The sequence below is a fragment of the Pedococcus sp. P2_D7 genome, from assembly GCF_056404295.1.
In genome coordinates, this window is record NZ_JBFUEH010000002.1 from 279,788 (window position 1) to 295,823 (window position 16,036).

Genomic DNA, 16,036 nt, shown 5'->3' on the forward strand with positions numbered 1-16,036 from the left:
ATGACCCTCGTGCCCGACCTCACCTATCGCATCGTCATCCGGCTGTGCCGCGTCATGTTCCGGGCGCTCGGGCTGCGGATCCGGGTGTCGGGCACCGAGCACCTGCCCTCGACCGGGCCGGTGGTCGTGGTGGCGAACCACAGCAGCTTCCTCGACTTCATGTTCGTCGGGCTCGCGGCGGTGCAGCGCGGACGGCTGGTGCGGTTCATGGCCAAGGAGTCGGTCTTCCGCTCCCGCCTGTCGGGTCCGGTAATGCGTGGCATGGCCCACCTCCCCGTCGACCGGGCGCACGGGGAGCTCGCCGCCCGACAGGCCCTGCGCGCGCTGCAGTCCGGCGAGGTGGTGGGGGTCTATCCCGAGGCGACCATCGGTCGGGCCTTCGTCGTGAAGGGCGTCGAGGACTTCCGTCGCGGAGCCGCCTACCTGGCGCTGGCCACCGGTGCACCACTCGTCCCGGTCGCGCACTGGGGCATCCACCGGATCCTCACCGTCGACGGCCGCTACTCACTGCGGCGCGGCACGGCCGTCGAGGTCGTCGTCGGCGCACCCCTCGTCCCGCTGCCGGGCGAGGATGCCGACGCCCTCACCGAGCGGCTCCACGACCGGCTCAGCGTCATGGTCGACGAGCTGGTCGCCCGCTACCCGCAGCCACCGGCTGACCCGGCCCACGCGTGGTGGTGGCCGGCCGGTCGCGGAGGGGCCGCCCCGACGCCGGCCGACGCCCGCGTGCTCGACGAGGCAGCCGTCAGCCGCGCCGACACCCCCCGCTAGGCGACGGGCTGGGGCTCGGGGTCTGGAGTGGGCTCGGGCTCGACGGTCTCGGGCTCGGTGGGCTGGCCGTCGTCGCGACGCTTGACCGCGGCGAGCAGCATCTGTGCGACGTCGACGACCTCGACGTCCGCACCCTTGCCTTCGGACTGGGCAGCGGTGAGGCCGTCGGACATCATCACGCGGCAGAACGGGCAGCCGATCGCGATCCGCTCGGCGCCGGTGCCGATGGCCTCCTCGGTGCGGTTGGTGTTGATCCGTGTGCCGAGCTTCTCCTCCATCCACATCCGGGCCCCGCCGGCGCCGCAGCAGAACGACTTCTCCTTGGTGCGCTCCATCTCGCGCAGCTCGACGCCGGGCAGGGCGCCGATCAGCTCGCGCGGCGGGGCGTAGACGCCGTTGTGCCGGCCGAGGTAGCAGGGGTCGTGGTAGGTCACGGTCTCCGCGGTGGAGGCGACGTCCTTGTTCGACGACTTGCCGGGCACGTCGGCCGGACGGGCCACCGGGACGAGCTTCTTCTCCCGGACGAGCCGGTTGAGCAGCTGGGTGTGGTGGACCACCTCGTACTTGCCGCCGAGCTGCGGGTACTCGTTCTTGATGGTGTTGAAGCAGTGTGCGCAGGTCACGACGATCTTGGTGGCGCCGACCTCGTTGAGGGTCTCGACGTTCTGCTGGGCGAGCATCTGGAAGAGGAACTCGTTGCCGGCCCGTCGCGCGGAGTCGCCGGTGCACGACTCGCCGTCGCCGAGGATCGCGAACGACACCCCGGCCTGGTCGAGCAGCTCCGCGACCGCGCGGGTGGTCTTCTTGGCGCGGTCCTCGTAGGCGCCGGCGCAGCCGACCCAGAAGAGGTAGTCGACGTCGTCGGCCGAGTCGACGTCCTGGCCGAGGATCTTCACCGGGAACGGCAGGTCCTTGGCCCAGTCGAGCCGGGCGCGCGCGGCCATGCCCCACGGGTTGCCCTTGTTCTCGAGGTTCTTGAACAGGCCGTTGAGCTCGTTCGGGAACGCGCTCTCGATGAGGTTCTGGTAGCGACGCATGTCGACGATGGCGTCGACGTGCTCGATGTCCACCGGGCACTGCTCGACACACGCGCCACAGGTGGTGCAGGACCAGAGGACGTCCTGGTCGATGACGGCGTCGGGTCCGTGCGGGTTGTAGGCCCCGAGCGGGTTTCTGATGTCGTAGCCGGTGTCGCCGATGAGCGGCACCTCAGCAAGCTTGGCCGCGTCCTCGCCCAGGCCCTCGCGCTCGGACTCGCTGGCCAGCAGCCACGGCGCCTTGGCGTGCGCGTGGTCGCGCAGGGCCATCACGAGCATCTTGGGCGACAGCGGCTTGTCGGTGTTCCAGGCCGGGCACTGGCTCTGGCAGCGTCCGCACTCGGTGCAGGTGGTGAAGTCGAGCAGGCCCTTCCAGGTGAAGTCCTCGACCTTGCCCACGCCGAGCGCGGCGTCCTCATCGAGGTCCTCGATGTTCTCGAAGTCCACTGGAGCCCCACCCACCATCAGCGGCTGGAGCTCGCCGAGCGAGGTGCGGCCGTCGGCGTGGCGCTTGAGGAAGATGTTGAAGAACGCGAGGAAGCGGTGCCAGGCGACGCCCATGGTGGGCTGGAGCGAGATGGTGATCATCCACGCGAACGAGATGAGGATCTTCACCGCCGCGACGACCACGATGACGTCCTCGAGGCGGGACACCGACCAGCCCTTGAACATCGCGCCGAGCCACCCGGTCAGCGGGTAGTGCAGGGCGTCGGCGTGACCCTTCCCGGAGAAGCCGGTGGTGCCGCCGTTGAAGTCGAGCGCGTACTCCAGCGCTCGCAGGCTGATGATGCAGATCGTGACGCCGAGGATGGTCAGCTCGACGTAGTAGGCCTGCCAGAACGTCGACCCGAAGAACCGCGAGCGCCGACCACCCTCTCCGGCGGCCGAGCGCGGGTGGTTCTTCTGCCGGATGACCATCAGCGTGACGATGCCCACGAGCCCGGTCCAGGCGAAGAACTCGGTGACCCACTCGTAGAGGAAGAAGTGTCCGATGACCGGCAGCGTGAAGTCGGCCTTGACGAGCTGGCCGAACGCGTTGAGCAGGGTGAAGAACAGCACTCCGAAGCTGACCATCGTGAACCAGTGCGCGACCGCCACCACCGGCAGCCGCGACATCCGCGTGTGCCCGAGGAACTCGCGCAGCAGCGTGACGGTCCGCGCCCCCTTGTCACCGGTGCGGGTGGCATCGGGCTGGCCGAGGCGGAAGACGGCGAGGAACTGCCGGATCACCCTGGCGAACAACGCAATGCCCGTGAGGGCGACGGCGAGGCACACGACGAGCGCGACGATCTGGAGCACAGACATGGCCGTCACTCTACTGGCCAGTAAGCGCCTGCTCAGCGTCTGTGTGAGGTGCGTCAAAGACGATCTGTATGCCGCGCGGCCGGCCCCGAGTGCCCGGTCGGCGCCCGCCCGGTGCGCGATCCGTGCCCGCCTACTTGGCGCCCGTTGCCCGCCCACCGGGCGCTCGTTGCCAACACACATAACGATCTGTTGGAATATGCATAACGTCGGGTTCGCTGAACCCGACGACAGCCCACGACCGCGCGCCACGGTTCGCCCGCGGCATACCGACGCAAGGAAGCTCGCATGCCCATCTATGACGACGTCACCAAGCTCATCGGCAACACCCCGCTGGTGCGGATCAACCGGCTGATCGACAGCGACGCGATCGTCGCCGGGAAGCTCGAGTTCTACAACCCGGCCTCCTCGGTCAAGGACCGCATCGGCGTCTCGATCATCGACGCCGCCGAGGCGGCGGGGGCGCTGAAGCCCGGTGGCACCATCGTCGAGGCCACGTCCGGCAACACCGGCATCGCGCTCGCGATGGTCGGAGCAGCCCGCGGCTACAACGTCGTGCTCACCATGCCGGAGACCATGTCGAAGGAGCGACGCGCGCTGCTGCGGGCCTACGGCGCCGAGCTCATCCTCACCGAGGGTGCCCTGGGCATGAAGGGTGCGGTGGCCAAGTCGGAGGAGGTCGCGGCCGAGCGTGGTGGCATCCTGGCCAAGCAGTTCGCCAACGAGGCCAACCCGGAGATCCACCGCAAGACGACCGCGGAGGAGATCTGGAAGGACACCGACGGCCAGGTCGATATCGTCATCGCTGGTATCGGCACCGGTGGCACGATCACCGGCGTCGGCCAGGTCCTGAAGTCCCGCAAGCCCGGCGTGCAGATCATCGCCGTCGAGCCCGAAGAGTCGCCGATCCTCAACGGCGGCCAGCCCGGACCCCACAAGATCCAGGGCATCGGGGCCAACTTCGTCCCGGAGATCCTCGACCGCGACGTCTACGACGAGGTCATCGACATCAACGCCGAGACGGCGGTCGAGTGGGCCAAGCGGGCTGCCAAGGAGGAGGGCCTGCTGGTCGGCATCTCGTCGGGCGCCGCGCTCGCGGCGGCCAACCAGGTGGCGACCCGTCCCGAGAACGCCGGCAAGACGATCGTCGTCATCATCCCGTCGTTCGGTGAGCGCTACCTCTCGACGATCCTCTTCTCCGACCTGCTCGACTGAGCTCGACTGACCCGGCGACAACCCTTCTGCTGCAACGGAACCCGATGACCCTCGCTCTCTACGCCAGGCGCGCACGCAACCGCATCGTCGACGACCTCGACGCCGCGATCGCGCGCGACCCGGCGGCGACCTCCCGGGTCGACGTGGCACTGAACGCCCCGGGACTGCACGCGATCTGGGCCTACCGGTTCGCCCACCGGCTGTGGTTGCGCGGCGGGTGGACCAAGCCGGTCGCGCGGGTCGTGATGACCTTCGTGCGCTCGGTGACCGGCGTCGAGATCCACCCCGGCGCGGTGATCGGGCACCGGTTCTTCATCGACCACGGCATGGGTGTCGTGATCGGCGAGACGGCCGAGGTCGGCGACGACGTGATGCTCTACCACGGGGTCACCCTCGGCGGCCGGTCGATGCAGCGGGTCAAGCGACACCCCACGGTGGGCTCGCGCGTGACGATCGGCGCGGGCGCGCGCATCCTCGGCCCGGTGCACATCGGCAACGACGTGCAGATCGGGGCGAACTCCGTGGTGGTCAAGGACATCCCGGCCGGAGCCATCGCGACCGGGATCCCCGCGACGGTGCGGTTCCCGCACGGCCACGAGGACCCCTACGAGGCGATGTTCAAGGACCCGGCCCTCTGGATCTGAGAGGGGTCGGGTCGCCAGTCCGTGCCGAAGAGGCAGAAGGCCCCTGCGGCCGGGTGCTCTGCGAGGGTCTCAGCGAGCGCCTCGGAGGCGGTCCGGCCTGAGGCGAGCCGGTGGTGGTAGGCCACCATCGCCTGCTCCGCCACCACGTCCGACACCGGTGCGACCGGGGCGACCACGCTACGCACCCCGAGCGCCAGCAGTGCGGCGGTGAGGCCGAGCGGTTCGTCGCCGGGCCGGGGGTCGAGCCGGCCGACGTCGCAGGCCGAGAGCACGACGTGGGGCGCGGTGGCCGGACGCGGGAGCTCGTGGGCGAAGACCGGGCCGTCGGCCATGTGCAGCGAGGAGAACCACGGGCTCTGCGGCTCGTGGGTGCCGTGCGCCGCGATGTGCACCACTCCTCCGCTGACCAGGGCGTCACGCACCGACTGAGCCGTCGCCGCGGAGTGTCCCTGGGAGTCGGCCCCGACCGACCGCCACGTCTCGGCGACCGCCGCCGACTCGGCGCCGGCCCGGAGCAACCGAGGGCCGGTCAGCGTCGTGACGGCGAGTGCACCTGTCGTCTGCGGGCCGGGGGAGAGCAGCGGAGTGGCCCACCGGGTCACCGAGGGGGCCACCGTGACCGGTCGTCCGGCGAGGCTGGGCAGCATGCCCCACGGGACCGCCATCAGGGTGCGGCCGGGGACCACGACCACCGGACCGTCGCCCAGACGGAGGTCAGAGAGCAGCCGCTGGTCGAGGGCCGCCACGGAGCCGGCGACCGCGCGCCCCACGGCAGCCTCCATCGCCGGGTTGGTGCTCGCGAAGGCGTGCGCCCGCAGGTCGCGGGTGAGCCGGTCGGCCAAGGCCGCGACCTCCGCGGCAGGGCCGACGTGGTGGAGCCGGCTGCCCTGCTCGGTGACGACCAGGACGTACTCCTCCCCCTCCTGGGCCACCCACACGAGGGCCTGCTCCCCACGGGCGCGGAGCAGGTCGCGGGTCGTGCCGTGGCCGAGCGGTGCACCCGCCGCCGCGACGTCGTCCTGGGCCACGCGGGTCCAGTCGAGGCGGCTCACCTCCCACTCGAGGCGCGCCGCGCGGGCGCGCTGGCGGGCGCCCTCCTGACCGGGGGAGACGCCCTCGCGACGGGCCTGGCGCAGCTCGGCCAGCAGCTCCGCCGACCGCTGGTCCTGGGGCGCCGAGAGCAGGGGCAGGCGGTGGGACACCGCCCGCCAGCGTTCGACGGCGTCGAAGACCCGGGGCGCAGAGCCGCTCGCCAGGGCGTCGTTGACGTCGAAGTCGGCCAGCCGCCGACCGTGCAGCGCGAGGGCCGACCGGATCTCGACGCTCTGGCTCGGTGCCTGGCGCTCGGTGAGCCGGTGCATCGCGGCACGGACTGCCCGCCGCGACTTGACGGTGTTTCCTTGGGCCGCAGCGACTTTCGCGACCAGGAGTCGGTCGTGCATGTCGGCGGCGAAGCCTTGGCGCACCCGGCCGCTCAGTCTCTGCACGGCATACCCGGCCTCGTCGACCTGTCCTCTCAGCAGCAGCGCCTCGACGTGGACCCGCGCGGCGAGGCGCTCGTCGGGCGTGACCGGCCGGGCGACGTCGAGCCACGGCGCGAGGGTGCGGTTGAGGCCGCGCGGCACCGCTCCCTCGGCGAGGGACACCGAGGCGCGCAGCAGGGCTGCGCTGCGCTGGCGTTCGGTGGCACCGCGGGCGCGGAAGGCCGCGACGGCGGCATCGAGGTGCTCGCGCGCCGTCGACAGGTCGTCACGCAGCATCGCCGTCGTCGCGAGGTCGAGCCGCAGGTCGGCCTCCTCGAGGCGGTGGCGGTCGCGTCGGGTCTCGTCGAGCGCGCGAGTGAGCGTCTCGCGGGCCTGGTCGAGCAGCCCGACCTCGAGCAGCACGAGTGCGAGGTCGTGCTGCGCCCGCACCCGCCCGACCGGCACCGACATCTCGTCGGCCTCGCGCATCAGCTCGATCGCCTGGGGGAGCCGGCCCGCGTAGTACTCGAGGCAGCCCAGGTTGTGGCGGACCTTGAACTCCTGCTCCGCGAGCCCGTGCTCGACGCTGACCCGCAGGGCAGATTCGAGGTCGGCGCGGGCCGGGGCCAGCTCGAGCAGGGAGAGGTGGGCCAGTCCGCCGTTGATGCGGGAGGCCACCTCCTCGCCGGGCGTCAGCAGGGAGTGCCCGTCCCCGACCTTGTCGAGGGCAGCCAGGGCCGAGCGCCAGTCCTGGCAGGAGACGTGCACGACCGCCTCCTGGATCCAGCTCAGCGCCCGGAGGCGGGGCGAGTCGGTCTGGGCCCGTGACTCCCGGAGCATCTCCAGCGCCTGGTCGAGCCCGTGTAGCGCCAGGGTCGGCCAGGCCAGGGTGATGAGGAGGCGGGCACGGGTCGGCACCCGGTCGTCGGCGGCGAGGCCGTCCGAGAGCGTCAGGGCGCGACGGAGTGAGCGCTCGGCATCGCGGAACCGGCCGATCTCATTGAGGTTCCGCGCTCGGGCCAGGAGATCGGCGACCTGGTGGTCAGCAACCTCGATGTCGTACCTCAGATCTCGATGGCTGGCGTGATGACCGGTCGGCTCTGGGGGTCGTCGAGCCGACGCATGACGAGGTGGACGAGCCCGCGCTGCACCGAGGTGAAGGTGAACCGACCCGCGTCGTCCGTCGTGGTCTCCTGGGTGCGCGACCGTTCGCGCAGCTCGATGTGCGTCGGTCCGGTGGTCACCCACCCGCTCAGCCTGGCGTTGGTCCCCTCGACCAGCTCGATGGTGATCATCGCGCTGAGCTGCTCGCTGGAGAAGGTGATCGTGCCGGCCCGGTCGTAGTCGGTCGAGCGCACCCCGGCCAGCTCGGCCGTCGTCGTGGTGATCTCGGCGATCTCGGCCTCGAGCGCCGCGACCGACATCGCGAACTTGGCGCGCTCGGCCAGGTCACTCGGCACGGGGTCGCTGGCCTGGAGGATGGACCGGAGGGTCGCCAGCGTCCGCAGGTCCTGCTCGTCGATGGGCTCCGCAGCGAGGGCGTCGAGGTCGCGTTCGGCGGTCATGACGTCGCCCACCCGGGATCGCCGAGGAGGGCCAGTCTGAGCTTGGCGAGGCACCGACCACGGGTCGGCCCGATGCTCCCGACCGGCATGCCCAGCGCATCGGCCACCTGGACGTAGTCGGGCCGTTCGGCGAGGGCGATGACCCGGAGCAGCTGCTGGCAGCGCTCGGGCAGGTCCTTGAAGTGGCGCCAGAGCAGTCCCTGCTCCTGGCTGCGCACCACGGCGTCGGCTGGCTCGTCACCCGTGGTCGGGATCTCGGGCAGCGCGTCGCCGATGTCCTCGCGCACGTCCTCGCGGCGGGACTTCTTCGACACCGCCCACGCCTCGCGGCGGGTGGTGGTGAGCAGCCACTTGAGGACGCCACGGGGGTCGCTGATCCCCGACGCGTGCTGCACGAGCGACAACCACGTGTTCTGGACGACGTCCTCCGCCTGCGCGGTCGAGAGTCCCTGGGCGCGAGCGGTGTACCACAGCAGCGAGGTCGTGCTGTCGACCAGCTCCGACATCCCCTCGGGACGGCCGTCGCGGTAGTCGCTGAACGCGCTGGCAGCCAGCTCGGCGAGGCTGCGGGTGCCTCCCTCTGCGTGCATCACCGCTCCCCCTCCTCGACGGTGGTCTGGGCATTGCGCTCGACGGTGGCCCGAGCCTTGCCCAGGACCTCGAGCCTCGTCTTCGCGTCAGCGTCCTCGGGACACTCGAGCTGCACCAGGGTCGCCGCGACGTCCCCGGCATACGCCGGCGCTGCGAACGAGGTGCCGCTCCACAGCCCGAACCCGCTCCTGTAGTTGTCAGGATCGCACGAGGCGCGGGCCGGGTCGTGCCCGGTGGGCTGGGCGATCACGGGCCGCAGGCTCCCGTTGAAGGTGGTCGGCATCGTGCTGACGACTGCCGTGCCGCAGCGGTAGGCCGTCACCCAGGACCCGGTGTTGGAGTAGATCGACACCGTGTGGCCGTCGGGGTTGTGCGACCCGACGCTCGTGATCGGGTGGTCGTAGCCGCCCGCGATCGCGAACGCCGCGGGGTAGAACTCCTGGTTGGTGCCACCGTTGCCGGCGGCTGCAACTACCGCCACCCCGGTGCTGGCGAGCGCCCGCAGCACGCTGGAGAAAGCCGGTTCGTCGTCGAAGGCCCCCGGGGTCTCGTGGTAGTAGCCCAGCGAGAGCGACAGCACGTCGATGGCCGGCCCCTTGCCCTGGCCGGAGTGCGCCAGCAGCTGGCGCACGTAGAGCAGGGAGAGCGTCTCCACGAGGAAGGCCTCGTCGGTCACGCCGTCGCCGTGCATGACCGGGACGACCATCAGGAAGGCGTCGGGGCAGCGCTGGCGCACGACCCCCGCGATGAACGTGCCGTGGCCGGCCAGCGGGTCGAGCACCCCGTTGACGCGGTCGAGGGTGCACCCGGTCAGCTCGGGGTTGTCGTCGGCCGTGAACCGAAGGCCGATCGGCAGCCCGTCGACCTCCACGTCACGGATGACGCGGTCGGCGAACCACGGGTGCTCACCCAGCCCGGTGTCGAGCAGCGCCACGACCGGGCCGGACTTCTGGGTGGGCACGGGGACCGGTGCGGCCCAGACCACCGGGATCCTCGCCGAGGGGCCGCCGGGCAGCTCGTCGTCACCCACACCCGAGCCGTAGCCGACCCCGGAGCCGTAGCCGACCCCGGACCCGTAGCCCACGCCCGAGCCGTACCCCACGCCGGAGCCGTAACCGACCCCCGAGCCGTAACCCACGCCCGAGCCGTAGCCGGCCGCCGTGACGATGTGGCTGAGGCTCACGGCCTTGGCCGAGTCAGGGTCCTCGGCGCGCAAGGTCTGCAGGATCAGCCAGGCGTCGGGAGCGACGACCGGCCGGTTCGGGAGCGGCCGGAACTCGACCGTCGTCGAGACCGCCGCGTCGACCTGCTCGCCCAGCTCGTACTGCTCCACCAACGCCTCGAACCGGTCGTCTCGGCGGGTCTCCACCGAGTAGCCGAGCCGCTCGGCGATCGCGGACAGCGCGCTGATCGGGCCCTGCGCCGAGCGCGAGCCGAGTCCACGCACGAGCAGCCGGTTGCCGGCATACAAGGTCGGCTCCAGGGCGTCGTCGCCGTCGAGGCGCACCGCCTTCGCGGGGTCGAGCACGCGCACGTCGAGGCGCCGTGCCGCCGAGCGCGGGATCGCGACCGAGGGCGTGGGCCCCGGCCCTGACGGCGGCGGGGGAGTCGATGCGGCCATTGATTCTCCTGAGGTGGTGCCGACCACGCAGTGCAGTGTTCAGCGTAGTGAGGGATCGCTTCATCTGACAGGAGAAGCCGACGGGTCGGGTGATACCGGGACAGCCCCGAAAATCTGGTCCGAAAAAACTTTCGACGCGGATGTATCAGGGTCCCGCCCCCCGGCTCTTGTCCACTGTCAGACCTGGTCGGGGGACAAGGTGGGCACAACGAAAGGAAAGCCTCATGTCATGCAGGATCCGTCGCAGGGGGCGACGGATCAGGCGGATGGAGGGCCGCTGGGCACAGGGGTGCCAGCGGACCGGACGGCAGGTCGTGGGGGCGTGCTGCCGTCCAGCCCCTCGGGGCGGGTCGCCGGGTAGGTCAGGTCGAGGAAGGTGCTGGTCAGGGGTTTCCAGCACGCGCCAGGCCGGACCTTCTCGGCGACGCCGTTGAGCCCAGCAACACAGGAACGGCACGGCATACAGACCTCGTATGCCGTGCCGTTCCGCTGCGTGCGGTCAGGGGAGCTTGCCGGGTCCCGGGCCGAACCCGGTGGTGTCGGCGTGCAGCCGCCCGTCGGTGCCACGGTGGAGCGTCTCGGGGAGCTCCTCACCCGTGAACCGCTCCTTGGCGTTCGCGCCGGCGGTCTTGGCGACGTCGCCGAGCTTGGCCGCGACGACGGGCGCCTGCTCCTTGACCGCCTGCTTCACGGTGTCGACCCGCGTCTGCACGGGGTCGCTGCCCCACACGCGGTCGGCCTGGCTCTTGATCTGCTGGTAGCGCTTCTGGCCGGCCTTGGCCCCGAGCACGTAGCCCGCAGCGAGACCGGCGAGGAACGAGAGCTTTGCCATGGTTCGGATCCTTTGGTCGGGTCTTCGACCCTAACCCATGACCCACAAACGTGCTGGTCAGCGGCCCGCCGAGGGATCTCGTGGCCCCAGCCCCAGCCCCAGCCCCAGCCCCTGCGCCTCCGCCCCCTTTATCGGGTTTAGCAGGAAGGTTGCGCTTCACCCGAGAACCGTTCTCGGGTGAAGCGCAACCAAGTCCCTAAACCCGATAAAGGGGGGCTGGGGTTGGCGGCGGGTGTGGGATTTGAACCCACGAGAGGTTGCCCTCTGGTCGCTTTCAAGGCGACTGCACTAGGCCACTATGCGAACCCGCCCGTTGTGCGCGCCAACTATTCCAGACCTTCCCATCCCGCCGTGAGCGAGTACCGTGGAGGGAGGACGACGACACGCCACGAAGCGGGTGGTCGCAGAAACGAGTACGGTCCGAAATGTGTTGAATCACAGCATAATTCGCGCCGCGACCCAACCAATTCGACGCCACTCATACGCGAATTGAAGGATCCTGAAGTCACGGCCTCGCGACTAGCGTTCGCGGTGGGGGGAGATGAGCGTCCGCTTTCGGGCGGCGGGCCGAAGGCCGGGCAACCCTGCAGCCCGGCCTTCGCGCCGTCCAGGCCCTTCGCGCCGTCCGGACCTCGGACCGGAGGCGTCAGCGCGCGCGGCCCTGGCGCCCGCCGGCCAGCGCCGCGTCGGCCAAGGCGTCCGCGACCGCGTCGAGGTCCCCGGTCGCGGCTCCGACGGTGACCCGCACGTGGCCCCCCGTGCTCCCGACCTCGGCAGCGCCCAGCCGGAACGGCGCTCCGGCGGCCACCCCGATCCCGCGACTCGCGAGCCGCACGACCGCGGCGGTCTCGTCCTGCACCGGCACCCAGATGTTGATCCCCTCGGTCCCCGGCACCGCGACGCCCCGCGCGGCCAGTGCGTCGACCACGTGCGCCCGCCGCGCGGCATACGTGAGGGACGCCCGGGCCACCTCGGTGCGGGCGGTCTCGCTGGTCAGCAGCCCGAGGAGCACCTGCTGGAGCAGCCGGCTCGACCAACCCTGCCCCAGCTCTCGACGGGCGGTCAGCGCTCGGTGCAGGGCCGCCGGCGCGCTGAGCGCCGCGAGCCGCAGGTCCGGTCCGTGCGACTTCGAGAACGACCGGATGTATGCCGTGTGCTCGGGTCGCCAGCGACCCAGGCTCACGAGCGCCTCCGACGACAGCCCCGCGGCCGAGTCGTCCTCCACCACCAGGGTCTCGGTGCCGTCGAGCAGGGCTGCGATCGCCTGGGCCCGTGCGGTGGTCATCGTGACGCCGACCGGGTTCTGGGCTCGTGGCTGGAGGAAGACGGCAGCCGCCGGCTCGCGGAGGGCTTGCTTCAGGGCGCCGAGCTCGAGCCCCTCGTCGTCGAGCGGCAAGCCGACCAGCTGCACGCCGACGGACTCGAGCAGGTCGACCAGCGGCGGGAACCCGGGGTCCTCCACGACGACGCGGTCACCGAACCGCAGCGTCGTCCGCACGATGAGGTCCATCGCGTCCATCGCCCCGTCGACGACGGCGAAGTTGGCTGCGGGATACGGCCAGTCCTGGCGAAGTGTGTCGGCGAGAGCCGGGAGCACCGGGTCGTCGAGGTAGCTGCCGGTGGTCGGCGCCGAGGTGAGCTGCGCGAGCACCGCGCCGAGGGAGGGCAGGAGCGCGGGGTCGGGCACTCCGGTGGACAGGTCGAGGGTGAACACCGACTCGTGGCGCAGGGCCTGGCGGTAGCGCCCTCCGGTGGCCCCGCCCTGGTCGAGGATCGTGGTGCCGCGGCGCCCGTCGGCGTGGACGGCGCCCGACCGCGCGAGCAGCGCCCAGGCCGCGCTCACCGTGGTGGGCGACAGCGCGAGCTGCGCGGCGACCGTCCTGATCGGCGGCAGCCGGTCGCCCGCCACCAGCTCGCCGTCCCGGATCGCCGCCGAGACGGCATGGGCCAGGCCCTTGGCGGTGGGGTGGTCGAGGCGGTGCTCGAGGGCGGACAGGACTGTGGTCATGTTTTGTACCATAGCAATACCGACATTGTGTTACCAGCGAGTGGTCCGTATGGTTGGGGCATGACGACGCGCATCTCCCACTGGATCGACGGCCGCCCCCACGAGGGCAGCTCCGGGCGCTCGGCCCCGGTGTACAACCCCGCCACCGGGGTGGTCACCGCCGAGGTCGACCTGGCCTCGGTCGAGGAGGTGGGCGCGGCGGTGCAGGTCGCGGCCGACGCGGCCCGCGAGTGGCGGCACACCTCGCTCTCGCGCCGCTCTGCCGTCCTCTTCGCGTTCCGCGAGCTGCTCCACGAGCGCACCCCCGAGCTCGCCGCGATCATCACCGCCGAGCACGGCAAGGTGCTCTCCGACGCCGCCGGCGAGATCGCCCGCGGCCTCGAGAACGTCGAGTTCGCGACCGGGGTGCCGAACCTCCTCAAGGGTGGGTTCAGCGAGCAGGCGGCGACCGGGGTCGATGTCTACAACATCCGTCAGCCGCTCGGCGTCGTCGCCGGCATCACGCCCTTCAACTTCCCCGCCATGGTGCCGCTGTGGATGTGCGCGAACGCCATTGCCTGCGGCAACGCCTTCATCCTCAAGCCCAGTGAGAAGGACCCGTCCGCGGCGCTCTTCCTCGCCCAGCTGTGGAAGGAGGCCGGTCTGCCCGACGGCGTCTTCACCGTCGTCCACGGCGACAAGGTGGCCGTCGACGCGATCCTCGACCACCCCGCCATCGCTGCCGTGAGTTTCGTCGGGTCGACGCCGATCGCCAGGTACATCTACGAGCGCGGCACCGCGAACGGCAAGCGGGTGCAGGCTCTCGGTGGCGCCAAGAACCACGCCCTGGTCCTGCCCGACGCCGACATCGACATGGCCGCCGATGCGGTCGTCTCCGCCGCCTACGGCTCTGCGGGCGAGCGCTGCATGGCGCTCTCGGTGGCTGTCGCCGTGGGCGACGTCGCCCAGCCGCTGGTCGACGCCATCGCTGCGCGCCTGCCCAAGCTCACCGTCGGCGACGGGGCCGACCCCGACTCCGACATGGGTCCGCTGATCACCGAGGAGCACCGCGACAAGGTCGCCGGCTACGTCGACGCCGGCGAGTCCGCCGGTGCGGCAGTCGTCGTCGACGGACGGGCCGGCGACCACCCCCAGGAGGGCTTCTTCCTCGGGACCACGCTGCTCGACCACGTCACCCCCGAGATGACCGTCTACACCGACGAGATCTTCGGCCCGGTGCTGTCGGTCGTCCGCGTCGACACCTACGAGGCCGGGATCGCCCTCATCAACTCGAACCAGTACGCGAACGGCACCGCGATCTTCACCCGCGACGGTGGGGTCGCCCGGCAGTTCCAGTACGACGTCGAGGTCGGCATGGTCGGCATCAACGTGCCGATCCCGGTGCCGGTGGCCTACTACTCCTTCGGTGGCTGGAAGGACTCCCTCTTCGGCGACACCCACATGTACGGGCCGGAGGGCATCAACTTCTACACCCGGGGCAAGGTCGTCACGCAGCGCTGGCCCGACCCGGCGACCTCCAGCGTCGACCTCGGCTTCCCGCGCACCCGCTGACGCAAGCCGCCAGACTGTCCGGAACACCCGGCATACCAAGGACTCTCGATGACCGACACGCTGCCAGCCGCCATCTCCGCCCCCGCCTCCGAGGAGCAGGTGCGCCGTGACGACCGGGCCCACGTCTTCCACTCCTGGTCGGCGCAGGGCCTGATCGACCCGCTGCCGATCGCTGACGCGCTCGGTTCGCACTTCACCGACTACTCGGGCAAGCGCTACCTCGACTTCTCGAGCCAGCTGGTCAACGTCAACATCGGCTACCAGCACCCCAAGCTGGTCGCGGCCATCCAGGAGCAGGCGGGGCGGCTGACCACCATCAGCCCGGCCTTCGCCAACGACGCGCGCTCCGAGGCGGCCCGCCTCATCAGCGAGCTGGCCCCGGGCGACCTGAACCGGGTGTTCTTCACCAACGGTGGTGCCGAGGCGACCGAGAACGCCCTGCGCATGGCGCGCCTGCACACGGGCCGCCACAAGGTCATGGCCGCCTACCGCAGCTATCACGGGGCGACCGCGGGAGCCATTGCCCTGACTGGCGATCCGCGTCGCTGGCCGTCCGAGCCGGGGATGCCGGGCATCGTGCGCTACTGGGGTCCGTACCCCTACCGCTCGGCCTTCCACGCGCAGGACGAGCAGGAGGAGGGGGTCCGCGCGCTGCAGCACCTGCGCGACCTCATCACCGTCGAGGGCCCGCAGACCATCGCGGCCATCATCCTCGAGACCGTGGTCGGCACCAACGGCATCCTCGTGCCGCCGCCGGGCTACCTCCAGGGGGTCCGTGACCTGTGTGACGAGTTCGGGATCGTGATGATCGCCGACGAGGTGATGGCCGGGTTCGCCCGCTGCGGTGAGTGGTTCGCGGTCGACCACTGGGGTATCGCCCCCGACCTCATCACCTTCGCCAAGGGGGTCAACAGCGGCTACGTGCCCCTCGGCGGCGTGATCATCTCCGAGCGGATCGCCCAGACCTTCGACCAGCGGCCGTTCCCGGGCGGGCTGACCTACTCCGGCCACCCGCTCGCCTGCGCCTCCGCCGTCGCCTCCATCACCATCTTCAAGGAGGAGGGCATCGTCGAGCACGCGCGCTCGCTCGGCGCCGACGTCATCGGACCCGGCCTGCGTGACCTGGCCGAGCGCCACCCCAGCGTCGGTGAGGTGCGGGGGCTCGGGGCCTTCTGGGCGCTCGAGCTGGTCCGCGACCGCGCGACCCGTGAGCCCCTCGTGCCGTTCAACGCCGGTGGGGCCGATGCCAAGCCGATGAACGACTTCGGAGCCGCCTGCAAGGAGCGCGGGCTCTGGCCGTTCATCCACTTCAACCGCACCCACGTCGTGCCGCCGTGCACGACGGCGGCCGACGAGGTGCGCGAGGGGCTGGCGATCCTCGACGAGGCCCTCAGCGTCGCGGACGCCTTCTACACCGGCAGCGACGCCTGACGCCG

The 16,036-nt window shown here is 71.1% G+C and carries 12 protein-coding genes and 1 tRNA gene; 5 read left to right on the forward strand and 8 right to left on the reverse strand.

Features of this window, described 5'->3' with window-relative positions:
- Positions 1–771: a lysophospholipid acyltransferase family protein gene (locus AC1DWJ_RS04855; protein WP_477620124.1), complete on the forward strand. Its 771-nt coding sequence runs from the start codon at positions 1–3 to the stop codon at positions 769–771.
- Here the strand turns inward: AC1DWJ_RS04855 and AC1DWJ_RS04860 are convergent.
- Positions 768–3,113 (reverse strand): (Fe-S)-binding protein, encoded by a 2,346-nt coding sequence (locus tag AC1DWJ_RS04860; RefSeq protein WP_477620125.1) that lies wholly within the window; start codon positions 3,111–3,113, stop codon positions 768–770. The two genes, AC1DWJ_RS04855 and AC1DWJ_RS04860, sit on opposite strands and share 4 nt — an antisense overlap.
- 285 nt (positions 3,114–3,398) lie before the next feature.
- Here AC1DWJ_RS04860 and cysK point away from each other — a divergent pair, with 285 nt between their 5' ends.
- Both cysK and cysE read left to right on the forward strand, forming a co-directional pair.
- Positions 3,399–4,325, forward strand: coding sequence for a cysteine synthase A (gene cysK, locus AC1DWJ_RS04865; RefSeq protein WP_477620126.1), 927 nt, complete (start codon positions 3,399–3,401; stop codon positions 4,323–4,325).
- A 44-nt stretch (positions 4,326–4,369) separates the two neighbouring features.
- Positions 4,370–4,969: a serine O-acetyltransferase gene (gene cysE, locus AC1DWJ_RS04870; protein ID WP_457254213.1), complete on the forward strand. Its 600-nt coding sequence runs from the start codon at positions 4,370–4,372 to the stop codon at positions 4,967–4,969.
- Here the strand turns inward: cysE and AC1DWJ_RS04875 are convergent.
- The 7 genes from AC1DWJ_RS04875 to AC1DWJ_RS04905 all read right to left on the reverse strand — a co-directional run bounded on the left by AC1DWJ_RS04875 (position 4,930) and on the right by AC1DWJ_RS04905 (position 13,049).
- On the reverse strand, positions 4,930–7,350 hold the full coding sequence (locus AC1DWJ_RS04875) for a CHAT domain-containing protein (protein WP_477620127.1): 2,421 nt from the start codon (positions 7,348–7,350) through the stop codon (positions 4,930–4,932). The two genes, cysE and AC1DWJ_RS04875, sit on opposite strands and share 40 nt — an antisense overlap.
- 146 nt (positions 7,351–7,496) lie before the next feature.
- Positions 7,497–7,997: a hypothetical protein gene (locus AC1DWJ_RS04880; protein ID WP_477620128.1), complete on the reverse strand. Its 501-nt coding sequence runs from the start codon at positions 7,995–7,997 to the stop codon at positions 7,497–7,499.
- Positions 7,994–8,587, reverse strand: a complete 594-nt coding sequence (locus AC1DWJ_RS04885) for an RNA polymerase sigma factor (RefSeq protein ID WP_477620129.1) — start codon at positions 8,585–8,587, stop codon at positions 7,994–7,996. Before AC1DWJ_RS04885 ends, AC1DWJ_RS04880 begins: the two co-directional genes overlap by 4 nt.
- The gene (locus AC1DWJ_RS04890; protein ID WP_477620130.1) at positions 8,587–10,209 is read right to left on the reverse strand and encodes a S8 family serine peptidase; all 1,623 of its coding nucleotides are present in this window, start codon (positions 10,207–10,209) and stop codon (positions 8,587–8,589) included. The genes AC1DWJ_RS04885 and AC1DWJ_RS04890 overlap by 1 nt, the downstream gene beginning before the upstream one ends.
- A 499-nt stretch (positions 10,210–10,708) precedes the next feature.
- Positions 10,709–11,041 carry a YtxH domain-containing protein gene (locus tag AC1DWJ_RS04895; protein ID WP_457254208.1) on the reverse strand — a complete coding sequence of 111 codons (333 nt, stop codon included), beginning with the start codon at positions 11,039–11,041 and terminating at the stop codon, positions 10,709–10,711.
- A gap of 223 nt (positions 11,042–11,264) precedes the next feature.
- Positions 11,265–11,352: transfer RNA gene (locus tag AC1DWJ_RS04900), tRNA-Ser, on the reverse strand.
- Between the two features lie 335 nt (positions 11,353–11,687).
- On the reverse strand, positions 11,688–13,049 hold the full coding sequence (locus tag AC1DWJ_RS04905) for an aminotransferase class I/II-fold pyridoxal phosphate-dependent enzyme (RefSeq protein ID WP_477620131.1): 1,362 nt from the start codon (positions 13,047–13,049) through the stop codon (positions 11,688–11,690).
- A gap of 60 nt (positions 13,050–13,109) precedes the next feature.
- On the opposite strand from AC1DWJ_RS04905, the gene AC1DWJ_RS04910 reads away from it, so the two are divergent.
- Together AC1DWJ_RS04910 and AC1DWJ_RS04915 are read left to right on the forward strand one after the other, a co-directional pair.
- Positions 13,110–14,600 (forward strand): CoA-acylating methylmalonate-semialdehyde dehydrogenase, encoded by a 1,491-nt coding sequence (locus AC1DWJ_RS04910; protein WP_477620132.1) that lies wholly within the window; start codon positions 13,110–13,112, stop codon positions 14,598–14,600.
- Positions 14,601–14,648: 48 nt separating this feature from the next.
- Positions 14,649–16,031, forward strand: coding sequence for an aminotransferase class III-fold pyridoxal phosphate-dependent enzyme (locus tag AC1DWJ_RS04915; protein WP_477620133.1), 1,383 nt, complete (start codon positions 14,649–14,651; stop codon positions 16,029–16,031).
- Positions 16,032–16,036: the final 5 nt, after the last annotated feature.